At 68.9% G+C, this 18,366-nt stretch carries 21 protein-coding genes; 14 read left to right on the top strand and 7 right to left on the bottom strand.

Annotation, left to right across the window (positions count from 1 at the left end; all coding sequences use genetic code 11):
* Positions 1–22: 22 nt before the first annotated feature.
* From ACWPXE_RS11285 to ACWPXE_RS11275, 3 genes are all read right to left on the bottom strand, one after another.
* A complete protein-coding gene (locus tag ACWPXE_RS11285) occupies positions 23–988 on the bottom strand; it encodes an SAM-dependent methyltransferase (protein ID WP_454017950.1) in 966 nt (321 codons plus the stop codon).
* A gap of 103 nt (positions 989–1,091) precedes the next feature.
* A complete protein-coding gene (mepA, locus tag ACWPXE_RS11280; RefSeq protein ID WP_454017949.1) occupies positions 1,092–2,009 on the bottom strand; it encodes a penicillin-insensitive murein endopeptidase in 918 nt (305 codons plus the stop codon).
* Positions 2,010–2,189: 180 nt separating this feature from the next.
* A complete protein-coding gene (locus tag ACWPXE_RS11275; RefSeq protein WP_454017948.1) occupies positions 2,190–3,323 on the bottom strand; it encodes an ABC transporter permease in 1,134 nt (377 codons plus the stop codon).
* A gap of 143 nt (positions 3,324–3,466) precedes the next feature.
* Here ACWPXE_RS11275 and ACWPXE_RS11270 point away from each other — a divergent pair, with 143 nt between their 5' ends.
* Positions 3,467–3,835 (top strand): hypothetical protein, encoded by a 369-nt coding sequence (locus tag ACWPXE_RS11270; RefSeq protein ID WP_454017947.1) that lies wholly within the window; start codon positions 3,467–3,469, stop codon positions 3,833–3,835.
* A 71-nt stretch (positions 3,836–3,906) separates the two neighbouring features.
* On the opposite strand, the gene ACWPXE_RS11265 is transcribed toward ACWPXE_RS11270, so the two are convergent.
* Genes ACWPXE_RS11265 through ACWPXE_RS11255 form a run of 3 tightly spaced genes read right to left on the bottom strand, consistent with a single transcriptional unit; the run spans position 3,907 to position 6,439 of the window.
* The gene (locus ACWPXE_RS11265) at positions 3,907–4,848 is read right to left on the bottom strand and encodes an ATP-binding cassette domain-containing protein (protein ID WP_454017946.1); all 942 of its coding nucleotides are present in this window, start codon (positions 4,846–4,848) and stop codon (positions 3,907–3,909) included.
* Positions 4,845–5,792 (bottom strand): HlyD family secretion protein, encoded by a 948-nt coding sequence (locus tag ACWPXE_RS11260; protein WP_454017945.1) that lies wholly within the window; start codon positions 5,790–5,792, stop codon positions 4,845–4,847. Before ACWPXE_RS11260 ends, ACWPXE_RS11265 begins: the two co-directional genes overlap by 4 nt.
* Positions 5,789–6,439, bottom strand: coding sequence for a TetR/AcrR family transcriptional regulator (locus ACWPXE_RS11255; RefSeq protein WP_454017944.1), 651 nt, complete (start codon positions 6,437–6,439; stop codon positions 5,789–5,791). Before ACWPXE_RS11255 ends, ACWPXE_RS11260 begins: the two co-directional genes overlap by 4 nt.
* A 367-nt stretch (positions 6,440–6,806) precedes the next feature.
* Between ACWPXE_RS11255 and nifA the strand changes: the two genes are divergently transcribed.
* From nifA to ACWPXE_RS11195, 12 genes are all read left to right on the top strand, one after another.
* Complete coding sequence (gene nifA, locus ACWPXE_RS11250; RefSeq protein ID WP_454017943.1) at positions 6,807–8,690, top strand: nif-specific transcriptional activator NifA; 1,884 nt, start codon at positions 6,807–6,809, stop codon at positions 8,688–8,690.
* A 122-nt stretch (positions 8,691–8,812) separates the two neighbouring features.
* A complete protein-coding gene (locus ACWPXE_RS11245; protein WP_454017942.1) occupies positions 8,813–9,703 on the top strand; it encodes an adenylate/guanylate cyclase domain-containing protein in 891 nt (296 codons plus the stop codon).
* A gap of 209 nt (positions 9,704–9,912) precedes the next feature.
* Positions 9,913–11,469: a nitrogenase cofactor biosynthesis protein NifB gene (gene nifB / locus ACWPXE_RS11240; RefSeq protein WP_454017941.1), complete on the top strand. Its 1,557-nt coding sequence runs from the start codon at positions 9,913–9,915 to the stop codon at positions 11,467–11,469.
* 79 nt (positions 11,470–11,548) lie between these two features.
* Positions 11,549–11,740 carry a 4Fe-4S binding protein gene (locus tag ACWPXE_RS11235; RefSeq protein WP_014239802.1) on the top strand — a complete coding sequence of 64 codons (192 nt, stop codon included), beginning with the start codon at positions 11,549–11,551 and terminating at the stop codon, positions 11,738–11,740.
* Between the two features lie 44 nt (positions 11,741–11,784).
* Positions 11,785–12,333 (top strand): hypothetical protein, encoded by a 549-nt coding sequence (locus ACWPXE_RS11230; protein WP_454017940.1) that lies wholly within the window; start codon positions 11,785–11,787, stop codon positions 12,331–12,333.
* Entirely contained in the window at positions 12,330–13,103 is a 774-nt protein-coding gene (locus tag ACWPXE_RS11225; protein WP_454017939.1) for a 4Fe4S-binding leucine-rich repeat protein, read from the top strand. Before ACWPXE_RS11230 ends, ACWPXE_RS11225 begins: the two co-directional genes overlap by 4 nt.
* Positions 13,104–13,138: 35 nt before the next feature.
* Positions 13,139–13,435 carry a nitrogen fixation protein NifZ gene (locus ACWPXE_RS11220; protein WP_094307455.1) on the top strand — a complete coding sequence of 99 codons (297 nt, stop codon included), beginning with the start codon at positions 13,139–13,141 and terminating at the stop codon, positions 13,433–13,435.
* 23 nt (positions 13,436–13,458) lie between these two features.
* Complete coding sequence (locus tag ACWPXE_RS11215; RefSeq protein WP_454017938.1) at positions 13,459–13,770, top strand: nitrogen fixation protein NifZ; 312 nt, start codon at positions 13,459–13,461, stop codon at positions 13,768–13,770.
* A gap of 34 nt (positions 13,771–13,804) precedes the next feature.
* A complete protein-coding gene (locus ACWPXE_RS11210; protein WP_454017937.1) occupies positions 13,805–14,956 on the top strand; it encodes a cysteine desulfurase family protein in 1,152 nt (383 codons plus the stop codon).
* Positions 14,957–14,994: 38 nt separating this feature from the next.
* Positions 14,995–15,204 carry a putative nitrogen fixation protein NifT gene (gene nifT, locus ACWPXE_RS11205; RefSeq protein ID WP_035672252.1) on the top strand — a complete coding sequence of 70 codons (210 nt, stop codon included), beginning with the start codon at positions 14,995–14,997 and terminating at the stop codon, positions 15,202–15,204.
* 5 nt (positions 15,205–15,209) lie between these two features.
* Positions 15,210–15,494: a hypothetical protein gene (locus ACWPXE_RS11200; RefSeq protein ID WP_454017936.1), complete on the top strand. Its 285-nt coding sequence runs from the start codon at positions 15,210–15,212 to the stop codon at positions 15,492–15,494.
* 14 nt (positions 15,495–15,508) lie between these two features.
* On the top strand, positions 15,509–16,702 hold the full coding sequence (locus ACWPXE_RS11195; RefSeq protein WP_454017935.1) for a DegT/DnrJ/EryC1/StrS family aminotransferase: 1,194 nt from the start codon (positions 15,509–15,511) through the stop codon (positions 16,700–16,702).
* 153 nt (positions 16,703–16,855) lie between these two features.
* Here ACWPXE_RS11195 and ACWPXE_RS11190 read toward each other — a convergent pair whose 3' ends face one another.
* The gene (locus ACWPXE_RS11190) at positions 16,856–17,608 is read right to left on the bottom strand and encodes a TSUP family transporter (RefSeq protein ID WP_454017934.1); all 753 of its coding nucleotides are present in this window, start codon (positions 17,606–17,608) and stop codon (positions 16,856–16,858) included.
* A 126-nt stretch (positions 17,609–17,734) separates the two neighbouring features.
* On the opposite strand from ACWPXE_RS11190, the gene ACWPXE_RS11185 reads away from it, so the two are divergent.
* On the top strand, positions 17,735–18,366 hold a 632-nt coding region (locus ACWPXE_RS11185; protein ID WP_454017933.1), incomplete at its 3' end, for a LysR family transcriptional regulator.

Raw genomic sequence — 18,366 nt, 5'->3', positions numbered from 1 at the left:
GCCGGACGCGGCCGTTTCGACGCTACTCCGCCGGTTTCAGCGCGTAGAAACGGCACACCTTCATGCCCGCCTCGATGGCGGACACGCGGCGGACCCACAGCTCCACCTCGTCCATCACGGCGAGCTTGGTTTCGTGATCCAGATGATGGCGCTCCAGATGCTCGACCAGCCCCTGGATGGCGCTCACGATCAGGCCGCGGTGGGTGTCGGTGATGTCCTCGGCGATTCGCAGGTCCAGGTTCCGCTGGGCGAAGGCGGCGGCCATCTGGTCCTTGGACCACAGATGCGGCTGCATCGGCTCCTTGTCGCACCAGACCTGGACAGCCCTGGCCCCGGCCAGCGCCGGTTCGATCACATAATCGGTCATCAGCAGATGGCCGCGCGGCTTCAGCGCCAGTTCCATCCCGTCGAACAGCTGGTCCTTGCCGCGGACGGAGAACATCCCCTCCTTGTAGACGATGGCGTCCACGCGCTTGGGATAGCTGAAATTCTCCGGGTCGTAGGTTTCGATCGGAGCCTTCTTCTCCAGCCCCTCCTTGAAGGAGCGGATCATCCCCTCCTTCGCCAGGATCTCCGCGGCCTCCAGCCCGGTGACCCAGCAGCCGTACTTGCTCGCCATGGTGCGGCTGGTGCCGCCCAGTCCGGCGGACAGGTCCAGCACGCTCATCGCCGGATTGAGTCCCAGCGGCTTCACCAGATAGGGGATGTGGTCGTGGCCGCCCGGCGTGTTGAAGCCCTCACCCCACAGCTTCTCCGCCACCTCGATTCGCGTGGCGCTCCACAGCGGCTTGCCCCAGCGGTTCATGCCGGGGCCATGGCCGCGGGCGGCGGGCTGGGCCGGAGCGGCGCCAGCCTGCGGCTTGCCGTCCTCCTCGCCGCCCCGGCCCTTCAGGGCGGAGAGGTCGTACCCCTCCCACCAAGCGTGAAGGCGGGTCTTGAGCGTGATGCGGGGAGCGCCCGCGTGATCGTGTCCGCTGTTATCGCTCATCGCCTTCGCGCCTGCCCCGTTGCCTGGACCGCCGGACGAATTCATTCCGACTTTCACAGTATCCGGGCGCTCCGCTCGTGCAAGCGCAAAATCCTGCGTCACATTACCGTAACGCCTTCTCCGCGCGCGGATCGTCCATGGCGGCGACCCGCGTCCCGGCGGCGCGCAGCACCGGCGTGCAAGCGGGCGGCATGTTGACGTAGCGCGGCTGCGGCTTGCCGTTGTGCCTCTCCACCACCGGATAGACGGAGCCGAGCCAGGACGCGACCTCGTCGCCGCAGCCGTCGCCATCGGGAATGTCGCGCTGGTCCTCGCACTGCGGGCTTCCAGCCGGGCAGCCCAGGCGGATGTGCATGTGCCCGTCATGGCCGTGCCAGGGCCGCAGCTTGCGCAGGAAGGCGCGGTCCGGCCAGGAATGGCGGCACATGGCGAATTTGATCGCCGGGTTGACGAAGATGCGGGTCACCCGCGGATCGCTGGCGGCGATGCGGACAAGCTGGGCCTGCCGCTCCGACCAGTCCTCGGTGACGCGGACGCGCCCGTAATCGACGTACTTGATCTCGGCCAGGCTTTCCCGCGCGTTGCGCCCCATCGGCGGATGGTCGAGCCGCAGCCAGACGTCGGCGTCGAGCCCGATCTGGTGGCTGGCGTGGCCGAAGCTCATCGGTCCGCCGCGCGCCTGCCCCATGTCGCCGATCAGCGCGGTCCCCAACCCGGCCGCCGCGACCTTCCGCCCGAAGCCCTTCAGATAGTCGATCAGTTCCGGATGGCCGTAGTAGCGTTGGCGGGACATGCGGATCACCTGATAGCCGGTGCCCTCCCCCGGCAGGGCCTGCGCCCCCGTGATGCAGCCCGCGGCGTAGCCGCCGATGGACTGGGCCGGTCCCAGGGCGGGACCGCTCACCTGACTCCAGGCGATGGAATTGGGAGCCGGTGGTGCTGGCTTCTTCTTCTTGGGCGATCCGGCCTCGGCCGGTCCGGCGAGAGCGGCGGCGATCAAGCCGGCTGCGACCAAGGCCACCGCAAGAATCCCGATCGTCGGGCCAATCGCCAAGCGCCCCATCATCTTCCCCCACGGACCGCCAATCGGGAAAGATTAGAGCCAATGTTTCTTAACGAAACGTGAGGCTCACGCTCATGTCACAGCCGATTTCGACTTGCCGACAAGAGTGTAGGGCAACGCCCGGCTCCCCTTTACTGCTCAGTCCAAGGTCTGCCGGTAGCGTTTCAGCGCGACCACCGTGACCACCGCCAGGAAGAGCAGCAGCGCCGCCACCTCCCCCGCGATCTCCGCCGGACCGTTGCCTTTCAGGAGGATGCCGCGGACGATGCGCAGGAAATGGGTCAGCGGCAGGACCTCCCCCACCGCCTGCGCCCAGCCGGGCATGCCGCGGAAGGGAAACATGAAGCCGGACAGCAGCATCGACGGCAGAAAGAAGAAGAAGGACATCTGCATCGCCTGGAGCTGGTTCTTCGCCACGGTGGAGAAGGTGAAGCCCACCGCCAGATTGGCGGCGATGAACAGCACCAGCACGGCGGACAGCAAGGCCAGACTGCCGATGATGGGCACGCCGAAGAGAAGCCGGGCGGCCAGGACGATGATGACGACCTGGATGTAGCCGACCAGGATGAAGGGCACGATCTTGCCCAGCATCACCTCGAACGGGCGGACCGGCATCGCCAGCAGATTCTCCATCGTCCCGCGCTCACGCTCGCGGGTGACGGCCAGCGCGGTCATCATCACCATGGTCATGGTCAGAACGACGCCCATCAGGCCGGGCACCACGTTGTACTGGGTGATGCCCTCCGGGTTGTAGCGGCGGTGGACCCGCAGCTCGACCGGGTCGGGGGTGGAGCGCAGATGGGCGAGCGGCCCGGTCAGGTCGGGATCCAGCGCCTGCCGCGCGAGGGTGGACAGGGCGGACAGCGCGTTGCTGGTCGCCGCCGGGTCGGTCGCGTCGGCCTCGACCAGCAGCACGGGCCGCTCGCCCCGCTGCAGGTCGCGGGCGAAGCCGGCGGGAATGGTGACGGCGAACTGCACCCGCCCTTCCGCCAGCAGACGATCCAGCTCCGCCGGGCTGCCGGCGCCGCGGGTCACGTCGAAATAGCCGGAATTCACCATGGCCGACACCAGCGTGCGCGCGAATGGGCTGGAGTCGGCGGCGTGGACGGCGGTCGGCAGGCTTTTGGGGTCGGAGTTGATGGCGAAGCCGAACAGCACGAGCTGGAGCACGGGCACCCCCACCATCATGGCGAAGGTCAGCCGGTCGCGCCGCATCTGGATGAACTCCTTCACCATCACTGCGACGAAACGCGCGAAGGAAAACCGCGCCATGACGCCCCTCCCCAGCCGTGCATTTCAAAATAGAAACACAACCTTCACTTCAATGCCGCAGCGGGCAACTTGACCCCCATTGACATATCGAAATTGCTTGAAGCACCGTCCAAATGGATTAACTCGTATGCGGGAAACATACCATGACATCTATTCTTGCCAAGGGCGCCGCCGCCGTCGCCGCCCTGTTCCTGTTTCATGGCGCCGCCATGGCCGGGCAACAGGACTTCACCATCGCGAACGAGACGGGCTACGCGCTGAAGCACATCTACGTCAGCGAGTCCGCCAACGAGAAGTGGGACGAAGACATCCTCGGCCGTGACGTCCTCGACGACGGCGAGGAGTTCGAACTGAGCTTCAGCAAGGCCGAGAAGACCTGCAAGTGGGACATGAAGGTCATCTACGACGACGGTGAGTCGGCGGTCTGGCAGAATCTGAACCTCTGCAAGATCTCCAAGCTGACGCTGCGCTGGAACAAGAACACAGGCGTGACCTCCGCGTCGATCGAATGACCACGCGCCGTCCCCGCACCGTCTTTCGCAAGGCTGTGGGGACGGCCTGACTTTGCCCGCCGGCGGCGCGGTCATGCGAAATTGTCCGTGCTGCGGTTCATCAGATGGATGAACACGTCCTCCAGCGTTGGCTCCGTCCGCCGCACCATCAGGCCCGAGTCGGCGGCCCAGGGGCGCAACGCCTCCGCAAGGTCCGCACCGTCACCACCGCTGACATGCAGCCGGGCGCCGAAGGCGGCGACCATCTCGACACCCGGACGGTCGCGCAGCGCCGCCGCGACGCGCCCGAGGTCCGCCCCGCCCGCCCCCCGCGCGCCGACCTCGTAGGTGACCAGACCCGAGTTGGCGATCACCTCCTCCACGCTGCCCTGGGTCATCAACCGGCCGTAGGCGAGGTAGGCGATGGCGTGGCAGCGCTCCGCCTCGTCCATGTAATGGGTGCTGACCAGCACGGTCAGCCCGTCGTCGGCCAGCCGGTGGATCTCGTCCCAGAAATCCCGCCGCGCCTTGGGATCGACCCCAGCGGTCGGCTCGTCGAGGAGAAGCAGCTTCGGCTCGTGAAGGATGCAGGCGGCCAGCGCCAAACGCTGCTTCCAGCCGCCCGACAGCGCCCCCGCCAGCTGCGCCCGCCGGTTGCCCAGCCCCAGCCGCTCCAGCGCCGCGGCGACCTTCCGCCGCCGGTCCGGCAGTCCATACATGCGGGCGACGAAATCCAGATTCTCGGCGATGCTCAGATCCTCCCAGAAGCTGAACTTCTGGGTCATATAGCCGACCTGCCGCTTGATGGCGGCGCTCTGGCGGCGGATGTCGAGCCCGAGGCAGGTCCCCTCCCCGGCGTCGGGGGTCAGCAGCCCGCAGAGCATGCGGATGGTCGTCGTCTTGCCCGACCCGTTCGGCCCCAGGAAGCCGTAGATCTGCCCACGCGCCACCCGGATGGAGAAGCCGTCCACCACCGTCTTGGCGCCGAAGCGCTTGACCAGACCGCGCACGTCGATGGCAGCGTCTCCGGTCATGGCGGCAGTTCCACGTCCACCGGCAGACCGGGGTTGAGCGTCGCACCGTCCTCCAGCCGCGCTTCCACGCGGAAGACCAGCTTCTCGCGGCTGCCGACGCTGTAGATCACCGGCGGGGTGTATTCCGCCCGCGGCGCCACATAGGTCACACGCGCCGTCAGGCCGGGCGGGCAGCCGTCGCAGCGCACCGTCACCCGGTCTCCTGGACGTACGCGGGCCATCAGCGGCTCCGGAACGAAGACCACCAGCTTCCGCTTCTCCGGCGGCAGCAGCGAGACCACCGGGGCGCCCGCCGGCACCCATTCGCCGGGGTTGAACAGCGTGTCCTCGACCAGCGCCGCCTCGGGCGCCGGCGGAGCCAACTCGGCGAGCCGCTTGTCCGCCTGGGCCAGCGCCGCCTCGGCCTGAGCCACGGCGTCCTCGGCTGCACGGATCTGGTCGGGGCGGGCCGGCAGGTTGGAGACGGCCAATTGCGCGGTCAGCTCCTCCAGCCGCGCCCGGTCGCCGTCGCGGCTGGCGCGGGCGGCATCCAGCCGGTCGTCGGAACTGACCTTGCGCGCCACCAGCGTCTGTTGCCGCGCCAGTTCCGCTTCGGAATAGCGCAGCGCCGCCTCGGCCTGCGCGCGCTGGGCGGCGACCACCGCCAGCTCGTCGGGGCGCCGGCCCGTCCGCAGGTCGGCCAGTTGCGCCCGCGCCTGCCCCAGCGCGGCGGCCAGCCGGTCGCGCTCCGCCCGCGCGCTGGTGCGGTCGAGCGCGAAGAGAGGCGCGCCCGCCTCAACCCGCCCGCCGCGCGTCACCGCCAGCGTGTCGAGCGTCCCGGCCACCGGGGCGGCGATGCGCAGATACTCCCCCTCGGCGTAGCCGTGGGCCAGCGGCACGGCGTCCCCGCCGCCCAGACCGAGGACAGCCAGGGCCGCCGCCAGCGTTTCGGCGATCCAGCTCATGACGGCGCCCCTCCCTCCGGGGCGAGCGTCCGGCGCAGCGCGTCGAGATGGGCGGCCAGCAGCGCCGCGACGTCCGGCGGGCGGCCCTCCAGCGCCTCGAAGGAGGAGCGCCACAGCGCGCTCATCAGCATCGGCGCGACGATCAGCCGGACGGTCGACTCGACGTCCACCGGGCGGAACTCCCCGCGCGCGACGCCGCGCTCCAGCACCGCCGTCAGCAGGGCGAAGGCGCGGCGAATCACCTCGTCGTAATAGAAGCGGGCGAGATCGGGGAAATTGCCGGCCTCCGCGATGACCAGCTTGGGGATGGCGCCGGCGCGGGATTTCAGGATGCGCGTCGCGAAGAGGGTCAGCAGCGTCTCCAGCACGGCGAAGCTCGGCCCCTGTGCCCCGGCCAGCAGACGCTCGGCCATGTCCAGGTTGGGCAGGATGGCCTCGCGGACCACCGCCTTGAACAGCTCCTCCTTGTTCGGGAAGTAGAGGTAGAGCGTGCCCTTGCTGACCCCGGCCTGCGCCGCGACATCCTCCAGCCGGGCCGCCGCGAAGCCGCGCTCGCCGAAGACGGTCAGGGCGGCGTCGACGATCTCCCGGGGGCGCGCCTCCTTGCGGCGGCGCCAGCGCGGAACGGCGGGATCATCCTCCGGCATGCCGTCCTCCAGGGTGGAGAAAATATTACTGACCAGTCAGTTATTAGCTGTTTGACAGTAGAAATTCCAGTTTTCTCAAGGGTTGCGCCGTTCTGCCGCAGCCATAAGTCATTGTGCGCCGCAGCAACTGATATGCAAAAGGGCTTGCCTTTCGACCGAGAGTTTCCGAAACTTTCGACAGTCCGCAGCGCGAACGGCTTGTCACGGAAGCACGCGCGGCGGGCGCACCGGTGGTCAAAGGCGCCGATCAGCAACGAGCGCACACCCCACCCCGGGAGGAACGGTTCAAGGCGCCGTGCCGGGATCGCATCGACGAGCGCGCTGGTGCGCGGCGTCCGGAGTCCCGGTTGAGCAGGGGGTGTCGATCATGCCGGGTGCAATGCGCCAGTCCACGTCGAACCTGGAGCTGCTGACCATCTATGAGGTCAGCAAGATCCTCGGTTCCTCTCTCGACCTCCAGCAGACCCTGCGCGAGGTGCTTCGTGCGCTGGCCTACCAGCTGCAGATGCACCGCGGGCGCGTCTATCTGGTGGGCGAGGACAATGTGCTGCGTCTCGTGGCCGCGAACGGCCTGTCGAACGAGGCCGCGGCGCAGATCGAATTCCGCGACGGGGAAGGCATCACCGGCCGCATCCTGAAGACCGGCATGCCCGCCGTCGTCCCCAATCTGGCGGAGGAACCGCTGTTCCTCAACCGCACCGGCGGGCGCGACGACCTGGACGAGCAGGTGGCCTCGCTGGTCGGCGTGCCGATCAAGGCGGCGGGTGTGGTCGTCGGCGTGCTGACCATCGACCGCATTTCCGACGAGGGGCCTCAGGGCCATTTCGGCAGCGACGTTCGCTTCCTGACCATGGTCGCCAACCTGATCGGCCAGACCGTGCGGCTGCACCGCACCGTGGCCGAGGAGCGCCGCTTCATGATGCGGGAGACCTTCCGCATGCAGAAGGAGCTGCGGCCCATCGCCGCCCCGATCAACGACGTGGTCTGCACCAGCCCCAACATGCTGGAGGTGATGGCCCAGGTCCACCGGGTGGCGCCCTTCAAGTCCACCGTGCTGATCCGCGGCGAGAGCGGCACCGGCAAGGAGCTGATCGCGCGGGCGATCCACAACATGTCGCCGCGCAAGGACGCCCCCTTCATCCGCGTGAACTGCGCCGCCCTACCGGAATCTCTGCTGGAATCGGAGCTGTTCGGCCACGAGAAGGGCGCCTTCACCGGCGCGCAGAAGGACCACAAGGGCCGGTTCGAGCTGGCGTCGGGCGGCACGCTGTTCCTCGACGAGATCGGCGACATCTCGCCCAACTTCCAGGCCAAGCTGCTGCGCGTGCTGCAGGAGCAGGAGTTCGAGCGGGTCGGCGGGTCCAAGACCATCAAGACCGACGTACGGCTGATCTGCGCCACCAACCTGAACCTGGAGGAGGCGGTCGGCCACGGCAAGTTCCGCGCCGACCTGTATTTCCGCATCAACGTGGTGACGATCCATCTGCCGCCGCTGCGCGAACGGCGCCAGGACATCGGCCCGCTGGCCCGCCATTTCGTGGCGAAGTTCGCCAAGGACAACGGCATGACCCTTGTCATGGAGGACGAGGCGCTGGAGGTGCTGAACCGCTGCACGTGGCCCGGCAACGTGCGCGAGCTGGAGAACTGCATCGAGCGCGCGGCCACCCAGTCGCGCGACGGCATCATCCGCACTGAATCCCTGTCCTGCAGCCTGAACCTCTGCAACTCCTCGGTGCTGTTCCAGTACCGCACGCTGGGCGCGTCGGTTGGCGGCCTCGCCCCGTCCATGGGGCCGGGGGCCGTCAACCGTGTTCCTCCGGGACGTCCCGGCGGTCCGGCGGCGGCCAACGCGCCGAAGACCCCGGCCATGCCGGCCCCGGTGCCGGAACCGGTGGGTGCCGGCGGCGGCGCGTGGCCGGCCTGCGCGTCGGGCTGTTCCGCCGGCCCGTCGCCGGTCTGCGGCGCCGCCCAGCCGGTGGTTCCGGTTCCCCTGATCCCGCTGCCCCTGCCGGAGCCGAGCGCCCCCGCCGCCGCGGCTCCCGCACCCGCATCGGCTGCCAATGCCGCTCCGCCGCCCGCCGCCGAGGTGCCGCTCGACGAGCCGGAGTCGGGATCGCTGCGCGACCGCCTGCTCTGGGCGATGGAGCGCACCGGCTGGGTGCAGGCCAAGGCCGCCCGCCTTCTCGGCATGACCACCCGTCAGGTGAGCTACGCCCTGCGCAAGTACAACATCGAGATCAAGCGCTTCTGAGGGGTACCGAGCCGCCCGGCGCTTTTCTCCCCGGAGGAACGAAGGGCATCCGGCTGCACAACCGGGACAGGTGACCGGGTGTGTGTTAACCTCCCGGCACTCTCCCCGGTTGCCGCAGATTCATGGAAAAGCCCCTTGCGCTCCTCTTCGTGGACATCGCCGACAGCACGCTGCTCTATGAACTGGCGGGCGACCGCAAGGCGGCGGCGCTGACCCAGCGGGTGCTGGAGGACCTGCGCCGGATCGTCGGGGAGAACGACGGCACGGTGGTGAAGAGCCTGGGCGACGGGCTTCTCGCCTGCTTCCCCATGAGCGACGGCGCCACCCGCGCCGCGCTCGCCATGATGGAGCGGCAGGCGGATTTCGGGCTTCGCCTGCGCGCCGGGCTGCATTTCGGCCCGGTGATCGCCGGCCCCGGCGACCTCTACGGCGACGCCTGCAACGTCGCCGCCCGGCTTGAATCCATCGCCCGCCCCGGCGAGATCCTGGCGACCGACGATCTGGTCGACCGCCTCTCCTCGCCGCTGCACAAGCGGACCCGCCTTCTGAACAGCGTCGCGGTGAAGGGAAAGGCGGCCCCTGTCCGCGTCCACCAGATCCGCGACGGCAACGCCCCGGCGGAGGCCGAGGACAACGCCACCGTCGCCCTGAGCACATCGGTTCCCGGCCACGGGCGCGGCCTGCCGTCCCTCCGCCTGTTCGGGCGCGGCGCCGAGGTGACGCTGACTCCCCTGCTGCCGCGCGTCACGGTCGGGCGTGACGAGGGCTGCGGCCTGCGCATCCCCTCCCGCCGCACCTCGCGCCAGCACGCGGTGATCGACCTCAGCCGTGGCGGCTTCCTGCTGACCGACCATTCGACCAACGGCACCTTCATCCGCACAGGGGAGTCCCCCTCCCTGCTGCTGCGCCGCGATTCGACGAAACTGACCGGCAGCGGGCTGATCGGGTTCGGGGGAGAACCGCTGCGGCCCGGGGAGGACCATGTCCTGACCTTCCAAGTGGGAAGCGCATGACGACGCCCCCATGTCGGGTCCCCGACAGGCGGCGTGTTTGTCGGCCATTGTTGGGCTTTGTCCGCCTTTGTCGGATTGCTGACATGTCCCACAGGCCAGACAAAACCGCTTAACTCACTGAAACTCCACACTTCACCCGGTTGGCCCCGAACTTGCTTTTAATGACCCGACCAAGGGCGCCGACGGCGCGGCTGGGAAGGGAGTGGACGATGGCCAACGTTATTTCGCTCGACAGCATCCTGGGCGTGGGTGAGCTGAAATCCCCCGCCGAGGCGCCGCCCGCCGCCGCTTCCGGCTGCGCGTCGTCCTCCTGCGGGTCGTCGGACGGCCCCGCCGACATGTCCCCGGAGGTGTGGGAGAAGGTGAAGAACCATCCCTGCTACTCCGAGGAGGCGCATCACTATTTCGCCCGCATGCACGTCGCGGTGGCGCCGGCCTGCAACATCCAGTGCAACTACTGCAACCGAAAATACGACTGCTCGAACGAGAGCCGGCCGGGCGTGGTCTCCGAGAAGCTGACCCCCGATCAGGCGCTCCGCAAGATTCTGGCTGTCGCCAAGGAGATCCCGCAGCTCTCCGTCATCGGTATCGCCGGCCCCGGCGACAGCTTGGCGGCGGGCGGCAGGAACACCTTCAAGACCTTCGAGATGCTGGCGAAGAAGGCGCCGGACCTCAAGCTCTGCCTGTCCACCAACGGCCTGGCCCTGCCCGACCATGTGGACACCATCGCGAACTACAACATCGACCACGTCACGATCACCATCAACATGGTCGATCCCGAGGTCGGGCTGCACATCTACCCCTGGATCTTCCACGACCACAAGCGCTGGACCGGCCTGGACGCCGCCAAGATCCTGCACGAGCGGCAGATGCTCGGGCTGGAGATGCTGACCTCGCGCGGCATCCTGGTGAAGGTGAACTCCGTCATGATCCCGGGGATCAACGACGAACACCTGATGGACGTGAACAAGGCCGTGAAGGCGCGCGGCGCCTTCCTGCACAACATCATGCCGCTGATCTCCGACCCGGCGCACGGCACGCATTTCGGCCTGACCGGCCAGCGCGGCCCGACCGCGCAGGAGCTGAAGGTCCTGCAGGACCAGTGCGAGGGCGGCGCCAAGCTGATGCGCCACTGCCGCCAGTGCCGCGCCGACGCGGTCGGCCTGCTGGGCGAGGACCGCGGTTCCGAATTCACCATCGACCAGATCGATGCGATGGGCGAGGTGGAATACGACCAGGAAGCCGCCCGCACCTACCGCGAGCATGTCGAGGGCGAGCGCGCCGGTCGCCACGCCGCCAAGGCCGCAGCACAGGCCGACGTCGCCGAGACGGTCGGCACCGAGGTGCAGCCGATCCTGATCGCCGTCGCCACCAAGGGCGGCGAGCGCATCAACGAGCATTTCGGCCACGCCAAGGAATTCCAGATCTACGAGGTCGGTCCGAAGGGCGCCAAGTTCGTCGGCCACCGCCGCGTCGACCAGTATTGCGAAGGCGGTTCGGGCGACGAGGACGCGCTCGGCGGTGTGCTGTCGGCGATCAACGACTGCACCGCCGTCTTCGTCGCCAAGATCGGCGGCTGCCCGTCGCAGAACCTCAAGGACGCGGGCATCGAGCCGGTTGACCGCTTCGCCTTCGAATACATCGAGGAGTCGGCATTGACCTACTTCAAGGACTACGCCGAGCGCCTCGGCCAAGGTGCGATCAACGCCCGCGAGGGGCAGGACGCGGTGATCCGCACCGGCGCCTTCACCGCCCTGCGCGCCTGACACCCGAACACCCGATCCACCCCACGGACTTACCCGGCGGCCCACCGCAACAGCCGCCACCACACCCAAGGAGAGTGTCATGGCTTACAAGATCAAGGCTTCCGACTGCACCGCCTGCGGCGCCTGCGAGGCCGAGTGCCCGAACAACGCCATCAGCTTCAAGAAGGGCGCCTACGCCATCAACGCGGACCTGTGCACCGAGTGCAAGGGCCAGTTCTCCAGCCCGCAGTGCGCCTCGGTCTGCCCGGCCGACTGCTGCGTCCCGGCCTGATCGCCCGCAACCCCTCTCCCGTCCCATCACGGGAGAGGGTGTCCATGGAGCGCACCGCCATGCTGGACGAGGTGGATGAAGGCTGGCTCAACCGCCGTTACTACGGCGGCGACCTGCCGCCCGAGGCGGAGCGGTTCCTGCATCTCGCCGCCGCCAGCCACGCCGACGCCGAGGCGGCGCAGCGCTACCTCGCCCGCGCCGCCGAGCTGGCGCCGGGCCACCGGCTGGTCGATCTCGGCCATTACAAGTTCCACTTCTACAAGGCGAACCTGGACACCGCCCTGCTCTACGGCGAGCGGATGCTCGGCCACGCCATGGCCGCCATCGGCCTGAACCACAGCGACTGGCGCATGGTCGGCCAGGATTCTTCCAAATCATTGGGAGCGGACTTCGCGGGTCTGGAACCGGCCCCGCGCCTGTTTCTGTTCGCCCTGACCGCGGTCGGCTACCTGCATCTGCGCCTGGGCCGTCTGGCCGAAGGGCGCGAGGCCCTGAACAAGGTCCGGGAGCTGGACCCGAAGGACCGCTTCGGAACCACCCGCCTGCTCGCCGCCGCCGATCGTTTCGAAGCCGGCCCGGAGGACGATGCATGAGCGACGACATCGACAAGGCGCTGGATTGGCTGGGCAACCCCGTCGATTGCGACGGCTGCGCCTTCCGCGACCGTCTCGCCGAGGGGCGCTGCGAACCGCTGCGCGCCTGCGTGCACGACCGCTACGCCAAGCGCATCCAGCGCTTCTTCCAATGGAACGACGATCTGGCGGGCGAGCATCTCGACCATCCCTATTTCGAGGTCCGCGCCAACGCCGCCCGCTTCGCGCCGATCTTCATCGTGCCGCGGCTGATGGACGACCCCGACGAGACGGTGCGCGCCGCCGTCGCCCGCCGCCTGCCGCGCCGCCTGCTGCTGAAGATGCGCGGCGACCCCGACCGCGAGGTGCGCATCGCCGTCGCCTCCCGGCTGGAAGACGCCGACCTCTCGCCGCTGATGCGCGACCCCGACTATTCAGTGCGCCTGCGCGTCGCCCGCCGCGTGCCGGAGGGCATGCTGCCGGCGATGATGCACGACGAGGACCCCGAAATCCGGCTGGAGGTCGCCAACCGCATCGGGCTGGAGTGGCTGATGAGCATGGCCTGGGACGACAGCGCCCGCGTGCGCATGGTCGTCGCCCGCCGCCTGCCGCCGGAAAAGCTGGCAGCCCTGATCCGCGACACCGACTGGTGCGTGCGCTTCGTCGTTGCCAGCCGCCTGCCGCCCGAAGACCTCGCCCCGCTGACCGAAGACCCGGTGGACGACGTCCGCACCGTGGCGCAGAAGCGCCGCGCCGGACTGCCCGCCACCGGCGACCTGATCCCCGACTGACCGGCCCCCCGACTGACCGGAACAAGGAGCACCGAATGCGCGAGCGCGCCCGCGATCCGAACGAACCGATCGAACTGGAAGACCGCCCCGCCTTCGAGGAGGGCCAGAAGGTCCGCGCCCTTCGCGACGTGCGCAACGACGGCACCTATCCCGGACGCCCGATGGGCGACTTCCTGATCCGCACCGGGGACATCGGCTATGTGAAGTCGATCGGCACCTACCTGCAGATGTATTACATATACGGCGTCGATTTTTACGAGAAGCGCATCATCGTCGGCATGCGCGCCAAGGAACTCGAACTGGTCGACGCCCGCTGCAACGACCCGCAATGACCGTCTTGCCCAAGGAGCACGCGATGAGCGACGCCGTCACCGAAGCGAAGAAGCCCGGCTTCATCCCGCCCCGCGAACCGCTCTACGACTGGGGTCTGGCGGTCACCGCCGCGGTGGACCTCCACAACGACGGCAGCCACCCCAACGCCGAGGACGGCGCGCTGCTGGCTCCCAAGGGCACGCCCGGCACCATCGTGCGCATCGGCCACGCCGAGGGCACACAGATCCCCGTCTATCTGGTGGAGTTCCCGGCCGGCGTCGTCGTCGGCTGCCTGGAGGAGGAGATCGCCCCCGCCGACGGCCGCCGCCGCGGCGTTCCCGGCGTGATGGACTGACCGCCCCCTCCGTGCCACGGCCTGCGATGGACCCATGATCTATCTCGACAACAACGCGACGACCCCGCTGGCGCCCGAGGTGCGGGAGGCGATGCTGCCGCACCTGTCCGGGGAGTTCGGCAACCCCTCCAGCCCGCACGCCGCCGGCATGGCGGCCAAACGGGCGGTGGGCGAGGCGCGCGCCCGGGTGGCGGCGCTGGTCGGCGCGAAGGCGGCGGACATCCTCTTCACCGCCAGCGCGACGGAGGCCAACCACACGGCCCTGCTCGGCACGCTGCGCGCCGTCGCGGCGGAGCGTCCGGAGCGCCGCCACCTCGTCACCACGGCGATCGAGCATCCCTCGACCCTGATGCTGGCGAATGATCTGGAACGGCAGGGCTGGCGGGTCAGCGTCCTGCCGGTGGACGGCACCGGCACCATCGCGCTCGCCGACCTGCGCGATGCGGTGACGCCCGACACGGCGTTGGTCTCCGTCATGTGGGCCAACAACGAGACCGGGGCGATCCAACCGGTCGCCGCCGCCGCCGACATCGCCCAGGCGCGCGGCGCCCTGTTCCACACCGACGCGGTGCAGGCCGCCGGGCGGCTGCCGATCAAGGTCGACGCGGTGAACGCCGACCTGCTGACCCTGTCCGCCCACAAGATGCATGGGCCGAAGGGCATCGGCGCCCTCTACATCCGCAAGGGCGTGCCCTTCGCCCCGCTGATCCACGGCCATCAGGAGCGCCACCGCCGCGGCGGGACGGAGAATGTGCCGGCCATCGTCGGCTTCGGCGCCGCCGCCGACCGCGCCGCCGCGATGGTCGCAGAGGCCGGCGGGCTGGCGATCCTGCGCGACCGGCTGGAGCGCGGCGTGCTCGCCGCCTGGCCGGGCAGCCGGGTCAACGGCGAGGGGGCGACCCGCCTGCCCAACACCAGCAACATCCGCTTCGCCGACCCGCAGGGCCGACCGCTGGACGCGGAGGAGCTGCTGATGCGGCTCGACCGCGCCTGCATCGCCGTCTCCATGGGGGCGGCCTGCGCGTCCGGCGGCAACGAGCCGAGCCACGTCCTGACCGCCATGGGCCTGAGCCCGGCGGAGGCCGCGGCCAGCCTACGCTTCTCCCTCAGCCGCTGCACCACGGCGGAGGAGGTGGAATCGGTCCTCAACGAGTTTCCCGCGCTCTACGCGCGGATCGCGGCCTGACCAAACGACAGTTAAAAACACGACGACTGGAGAGTGACATGAAGGTGATGGTGCGCAAGGCCGGTGAGCAATACACGATCTACGTCGCCAAGAAGGACCTGGAGGAGCCCATCACCGAAATGGAGAAGCCGGGCCTGTGGGGCGGCTGGGTCAAGGTCGCCAACGGCTGGACGCTGGACCTGCCGGAGATGCCGGCGGACACCCGCCTGCCCATCACCGTCGAGGCCAAGAAGCGCGGCGCGGAGTGACCGCCATGGCCCTGTCCCCGGAACGGATCGACGCCATCGCCGCCCTGGCCGGTAAGCTCTTCGCGGACGGCACCCGCCTCGACAGCGTCGTCCGCGCCGTGCGCGAGGCGAACCCGGACCTGTCCAACGTCACCGGGGCGCACGCCGCGGTGATGGCGGAGGACGCCTTCCGGGAAGAGCCCGGCTTCAACCTCTACCTCGTCGACGGCACCAACCATTGCTGGCTCATCACCAACAAGCCGGAGACGGCGACCGGTGTGGTGATCGCGCAACGGGACGAGGACGACTGAACAAGGATCGCGGAATGACGATGCCCCTGGACAACTCAGCCGAAGATGACGACAGCGAACTCGGCGACTACATCCCGCTGATCGACCCGGACATTTCGGACGCGGAGGTGGCGGTCATCAGCCGCATCCTCACCTCCGGCAGCCTCGGCGACGGGCGGATGACGGAGGGGTTCGAGAACGCCTTCGCCGCTTGGCTCGGCCGCGCACACGCGGTGGCGGTGTCCAGCGGCACCATCGCCACGCTGATGGTGCTCAAGGCCTACGGCATCGGACCGGGGGACGAGGTTCTCTGCTCCCCCTTCGGCTGGCATCAGGTGCAGCACGCCATCGCGCTGGCCGGCGCGGAGCCGGTCTTCGTCGACATCGACTACTGGCAGCACACCATCAACCCGGCGAAGGCCGAGGCCAAGATCACGCCACGGACCAAGGCCATCCTGGCCGGCAACGTCAACGGCCACCCCGCCCACTGGGACGAGCTGCGCGCGCTCGCCACGGACAAGGGGCTGATCCTGATCGAGGATTCGACCGAGGCCATCGGCTCCTCCTACAAGGGGAAGCTGGTCGGCAGCTTCGGCAACTGCGCCATCTTCGACTTTTCCGAACCCGGCGTGCTGGTGACCGGCGAAGGCGGGATGATCGTCACCGACGACCGCAACCTCGCCCATCAGCTCCGCTACCTGCGTCGGCGCGAGATGGAGCACCGCAACACGGTGGTCATCACCCGCACCATTCCCTTCCAGGCGGGCATGAGCAACCTGACCGCCGCGCTGGGCCTCGTCCAGTTGAAACGGCTGCCGGAGATCCTGGCGAAGCGCCGGGAGGTGGTCGGCCACTACGAGGCGGCCATGGCCTCCTTCGAGGGCATCAAGCCGCCCTACAAGGGGCCGGGCGCCGACGACGTGCACCCGATGGTCTACGCCGTCCACCTCGGCACCCGCTTCACCGCCTCGGGGCGCAAGGCGGTGCTGGAGGACTTGGCGACGCACGAGGTGGAGGCGTCGGACTACGGGCAGGCGCTCTACACCCAGCAATATTACCAGGAGCGCGGCGCCAGCCGGGCCGACTGCCCGGTCTGCCAGAAGACGGTCGACCGCGTTCTGGCCCTGCCGCTGCACCACAAGGTCACCGCCGACGAGGTGCAGTTCATCGTGGACACGCTGAAGGACGCCACCGTCAACACGGGGGCGGGCGCGGCGATCTATTTGTAAGCAATTTTCCTTCCCCTGCGCCATTCCCCTCCCCTGCGCAGCTCTCGCGCAAACCATAGGTTTGCGCGAGAGCTTCGCAGGGGAGGGGATTTTCAGCTCCCTCCCCTGCGTCAGCGGGGGAGGGCCAGGGTGGGGGCAAGAACCCCTCGGAACCTACCCCACCACCAGCAGGAACAGCCCCTGGCCGAGATAGACGGTGCCGGTCAGGGCGACGAGACGCTGGCTCCAGGTGCGGAACTGGGCGTCGCTCATGGCGTCAAGCACGCGGCGCGACAGGTTCGTCCCCAGTACGGCCATGCCGATGCAGACGAGCGTCACCGTGATGTCCAGCGCCTCCGCCTCCGACGCCGCGACGAGGGAGCCGAAATAGACCGTCTTGAACAGATGGCCGAAGACCTGCATCGTCGCCTTGGTCGCGACGACGCTCTGCCGCGACAGGCTGGACTTCACGAAGAAGACGTCGAGCAGCGGCCCCGAGATGCCGGCGATCAGCTGCACGCCCATGCACAGGACGCCGGCCAATGTGCTGTGGCCGCGCCGCGACACGTTCGGCGACCAGTGCGACGGGACGGCCATCGCCATGAAGGGCGAAAGCCCCAGCACGATCAGCGATTCCGCCTTGCCGGGCACGTAGCGGATCAGGGTGAAGACAGCGACCGCAACCGCCCCGCCCAACAGGAACCGGGCCACGATCCCCCATTGCACGTGCCGCCGCCACAGCCACGCCCGCCAGCCGTTGGCGGTCATCTGCGTGATCCCGTGCAGCAGCATGGCCGAGGACACCGGCAGCAGCACCAGCAGCAACCCCATCAGCACCATGCCGCCGGCCATGCCGAACAGGCCCGACAGGAACGAGGTCACCAGCGCCGCAAGGCCGAGTCCGAGTGTCAGGGGAACCGTCAGCATCCCGCTCGTCCGAAAGTTTTCTTTGGCTGTGGACCGCATGATGCCCCTGACGCGCTTGCGCCGCAAACGGGATTGTCTGATGCTGACCCCCAGGAAATGTTGGGGTGCATGGGAGGAGGGGATCGGATGCGGCGCCTGCCATCGCTGAACGCCTTGCGGGCGTTCGAGGCCGCGGCCCGCCACGGCAGTTTCACCGGGGCGGCGAGCGAGCTGAACGTCTCGCAGGCCGCGGTGAGCCGCATGGTGCGCCTGCTGGAGGAGCGGATGGGCTTCCCGCTGTTCGAGCGGCGGGCCAACGCGCTGGAGCTGACCGACCGCGGGCGGGCGCTGCAGCCCGGCCTGACCGGCGCCTTCGACACGATCGCGGAGAGCGTCGAGCGGGTCGCCGCCATGCGCGATGGCCCGGTGCTGACCTTGGGGGTGGGTGCCACCTTCGCGGTGCGCTGGCTGATCCCGCGCCTGTCGGCCTTCCACGAGAGCCACCCCGACGTGGAGGTGCGCATCGCCACCGGCGGCGCCGGCGCGCCGATCCGCGAGGATTGGACCTGCGCCCTGCTGCTGGGCGACGGGCACTGGCCGGGCTACGAGGTGGAGGAGCTGTTCACCGCCGACATGCTGCCGGTCTGCGCGCCGGCTCTGGCGCGGACGCTGCGCCGTCCGGAGGATCTGCTGTCGGCGACGCTGCTGTCGGTGTCGCACTGGGCGGACGACTGGCCGCACTGGTTTGCCTCGGCGGGGCTGGCGCCGCCGGCCGTGAA

This window comes from Azospirillum sp. Marseille-Q6669 (assembly GCF_965111635.1).
Note: the sequence above shows the minus strand (reverse complement) of the source record. Positions and strands in the feature narration are given on the sequence as shown.

Coding starts and splice junctions, on each gene's coding strand:
- ACWPXE_RS11285 (WP_454017950.1), bottom strand. CDS start 988: ATGAGCGATAACAGCGGACACGATCACGCGGGCGCTCCCCGCATCACG.
- ACWPXE_RS11275 (WP_454017948.1), bottom strand. CDS start 3,323: ATGGCGCGGTTTTCCTTCGCGCGTTTCGTCGCAGTGATGGTGAAGGAG.
- ACWPXE_RS11270 (WP_454017947.1), top strand. CDS start 3,467: ATGACATCTATTCTTGCCAAGGGCGCCGCCGCCGTCGCCGCCCTGTTC.
- ACWPXE_RS11265 (WP_454017946.1), bottom strand. CDS start 4,848: ATGACCGGAGACGCTGCCATCGACGTGCGCGGTCTGGTCAAGCGCTTC.
- ACWPXE_RS11260 (WP_454017945.1), bottom strand. CDS start 5,792: ATGAGCTGGATCGCCGAAACGCTGGCGGCGGCCCTGGCTGTCCTCGGT.
- ACWPXE_RS11255 (WP_454017944.1), bottom strand. CDS start 6,439: ATGCCGGAGGATGATCCCGCCGTTCCGCGCTGGCGCCGCCGCAAGGAG.
- nifA (WP_454017943.1), top strand. CDS start 6,807: ATGCCGGGTGCAATGCGCCAGTCCACGTCGAACCTGGAGCTGCTGACC.
- ACWPXE_RS11245 (WP_454017942.1), top strand. CDS start 8,813: ATGGAAAAGCCCCTTGCGCTCCTCTTCGTGGACATCGCCGACAGCACG.
- nifB (WP_454017941.1), top strand. CDS start 9,913: ATGGCCAACGTTATTTCGCTCGACAGCATCCTGGGCGTGGGTGAGCTG.
- ACWPXE_RS11235 (WP_014239802.1), top strand. CDS start 11,549: ATGGCTTACAAGATCAAGGCTTCCGACTGCACCGCCTGCGGCGCCTGC.
- ACWPXE_RS11230 (WP_454017940.1), top strand. CDS start 11,785: ATGGAGCGCACCGCCATGCTGGACGAGGTGGATGAAGGCTGGCTCAAC.
- ACWPXE_RS11225 (WP_454017939.1), top strand. CDS start 12,330: ATGAGCGACGACATCGACAAGGCGCTGGATTGGCTGGGCAACCCCGTC.
- ACWPXE_RS11220 (WP_094307455.1), top strand. CDS start 13,139: ATGCGCGAGCGCGCCCGCGATCCGAACGAACCGATCGAACTGGAAGAC.
- ACWPXE_RS11215 (WP_454017938.1), top strand. CDS start 13,459: ATGAGCGACGCCGTCACCGAAGCGAAGAAGCCCGGCTTCATCCCGCCC.
- ACWPXE_RS11210 (WP_454017937.1), top strand. CDS start 13,805: ATGATCTATCTCGACAACAACGCGACGACCCCGCTGGCGCCCGAGGTG.
- nifT (WP_035672252.1), top strand. CDS start 14,995: ATGAAGGTGATGGTGCGCAAGGCCGGTGAGCAATACACGATCTACGTC.
- ACWPXE_RS11200 (WP_454017936.1), top strand. CDS start 15,210: ATGGCCCTGTCCCCGGAACGGATCGACGCCATCGCCGCCCTGGCCGGT.
- ACWPXE_RS11195 (WP_454017935.1), top strand. CDS start 15,509: ATGACGATGCCCCTGGACAACTCAGCCGAAGATGACGACAGCGAACTC.
- ACWPXE_RS11190 (WP_454017934.1), bottom strand. CDS start 17,608: ATGCTGACGGTTCCCCTGACACTCGGACTCGGCCTTGCGGCGCTGGTG.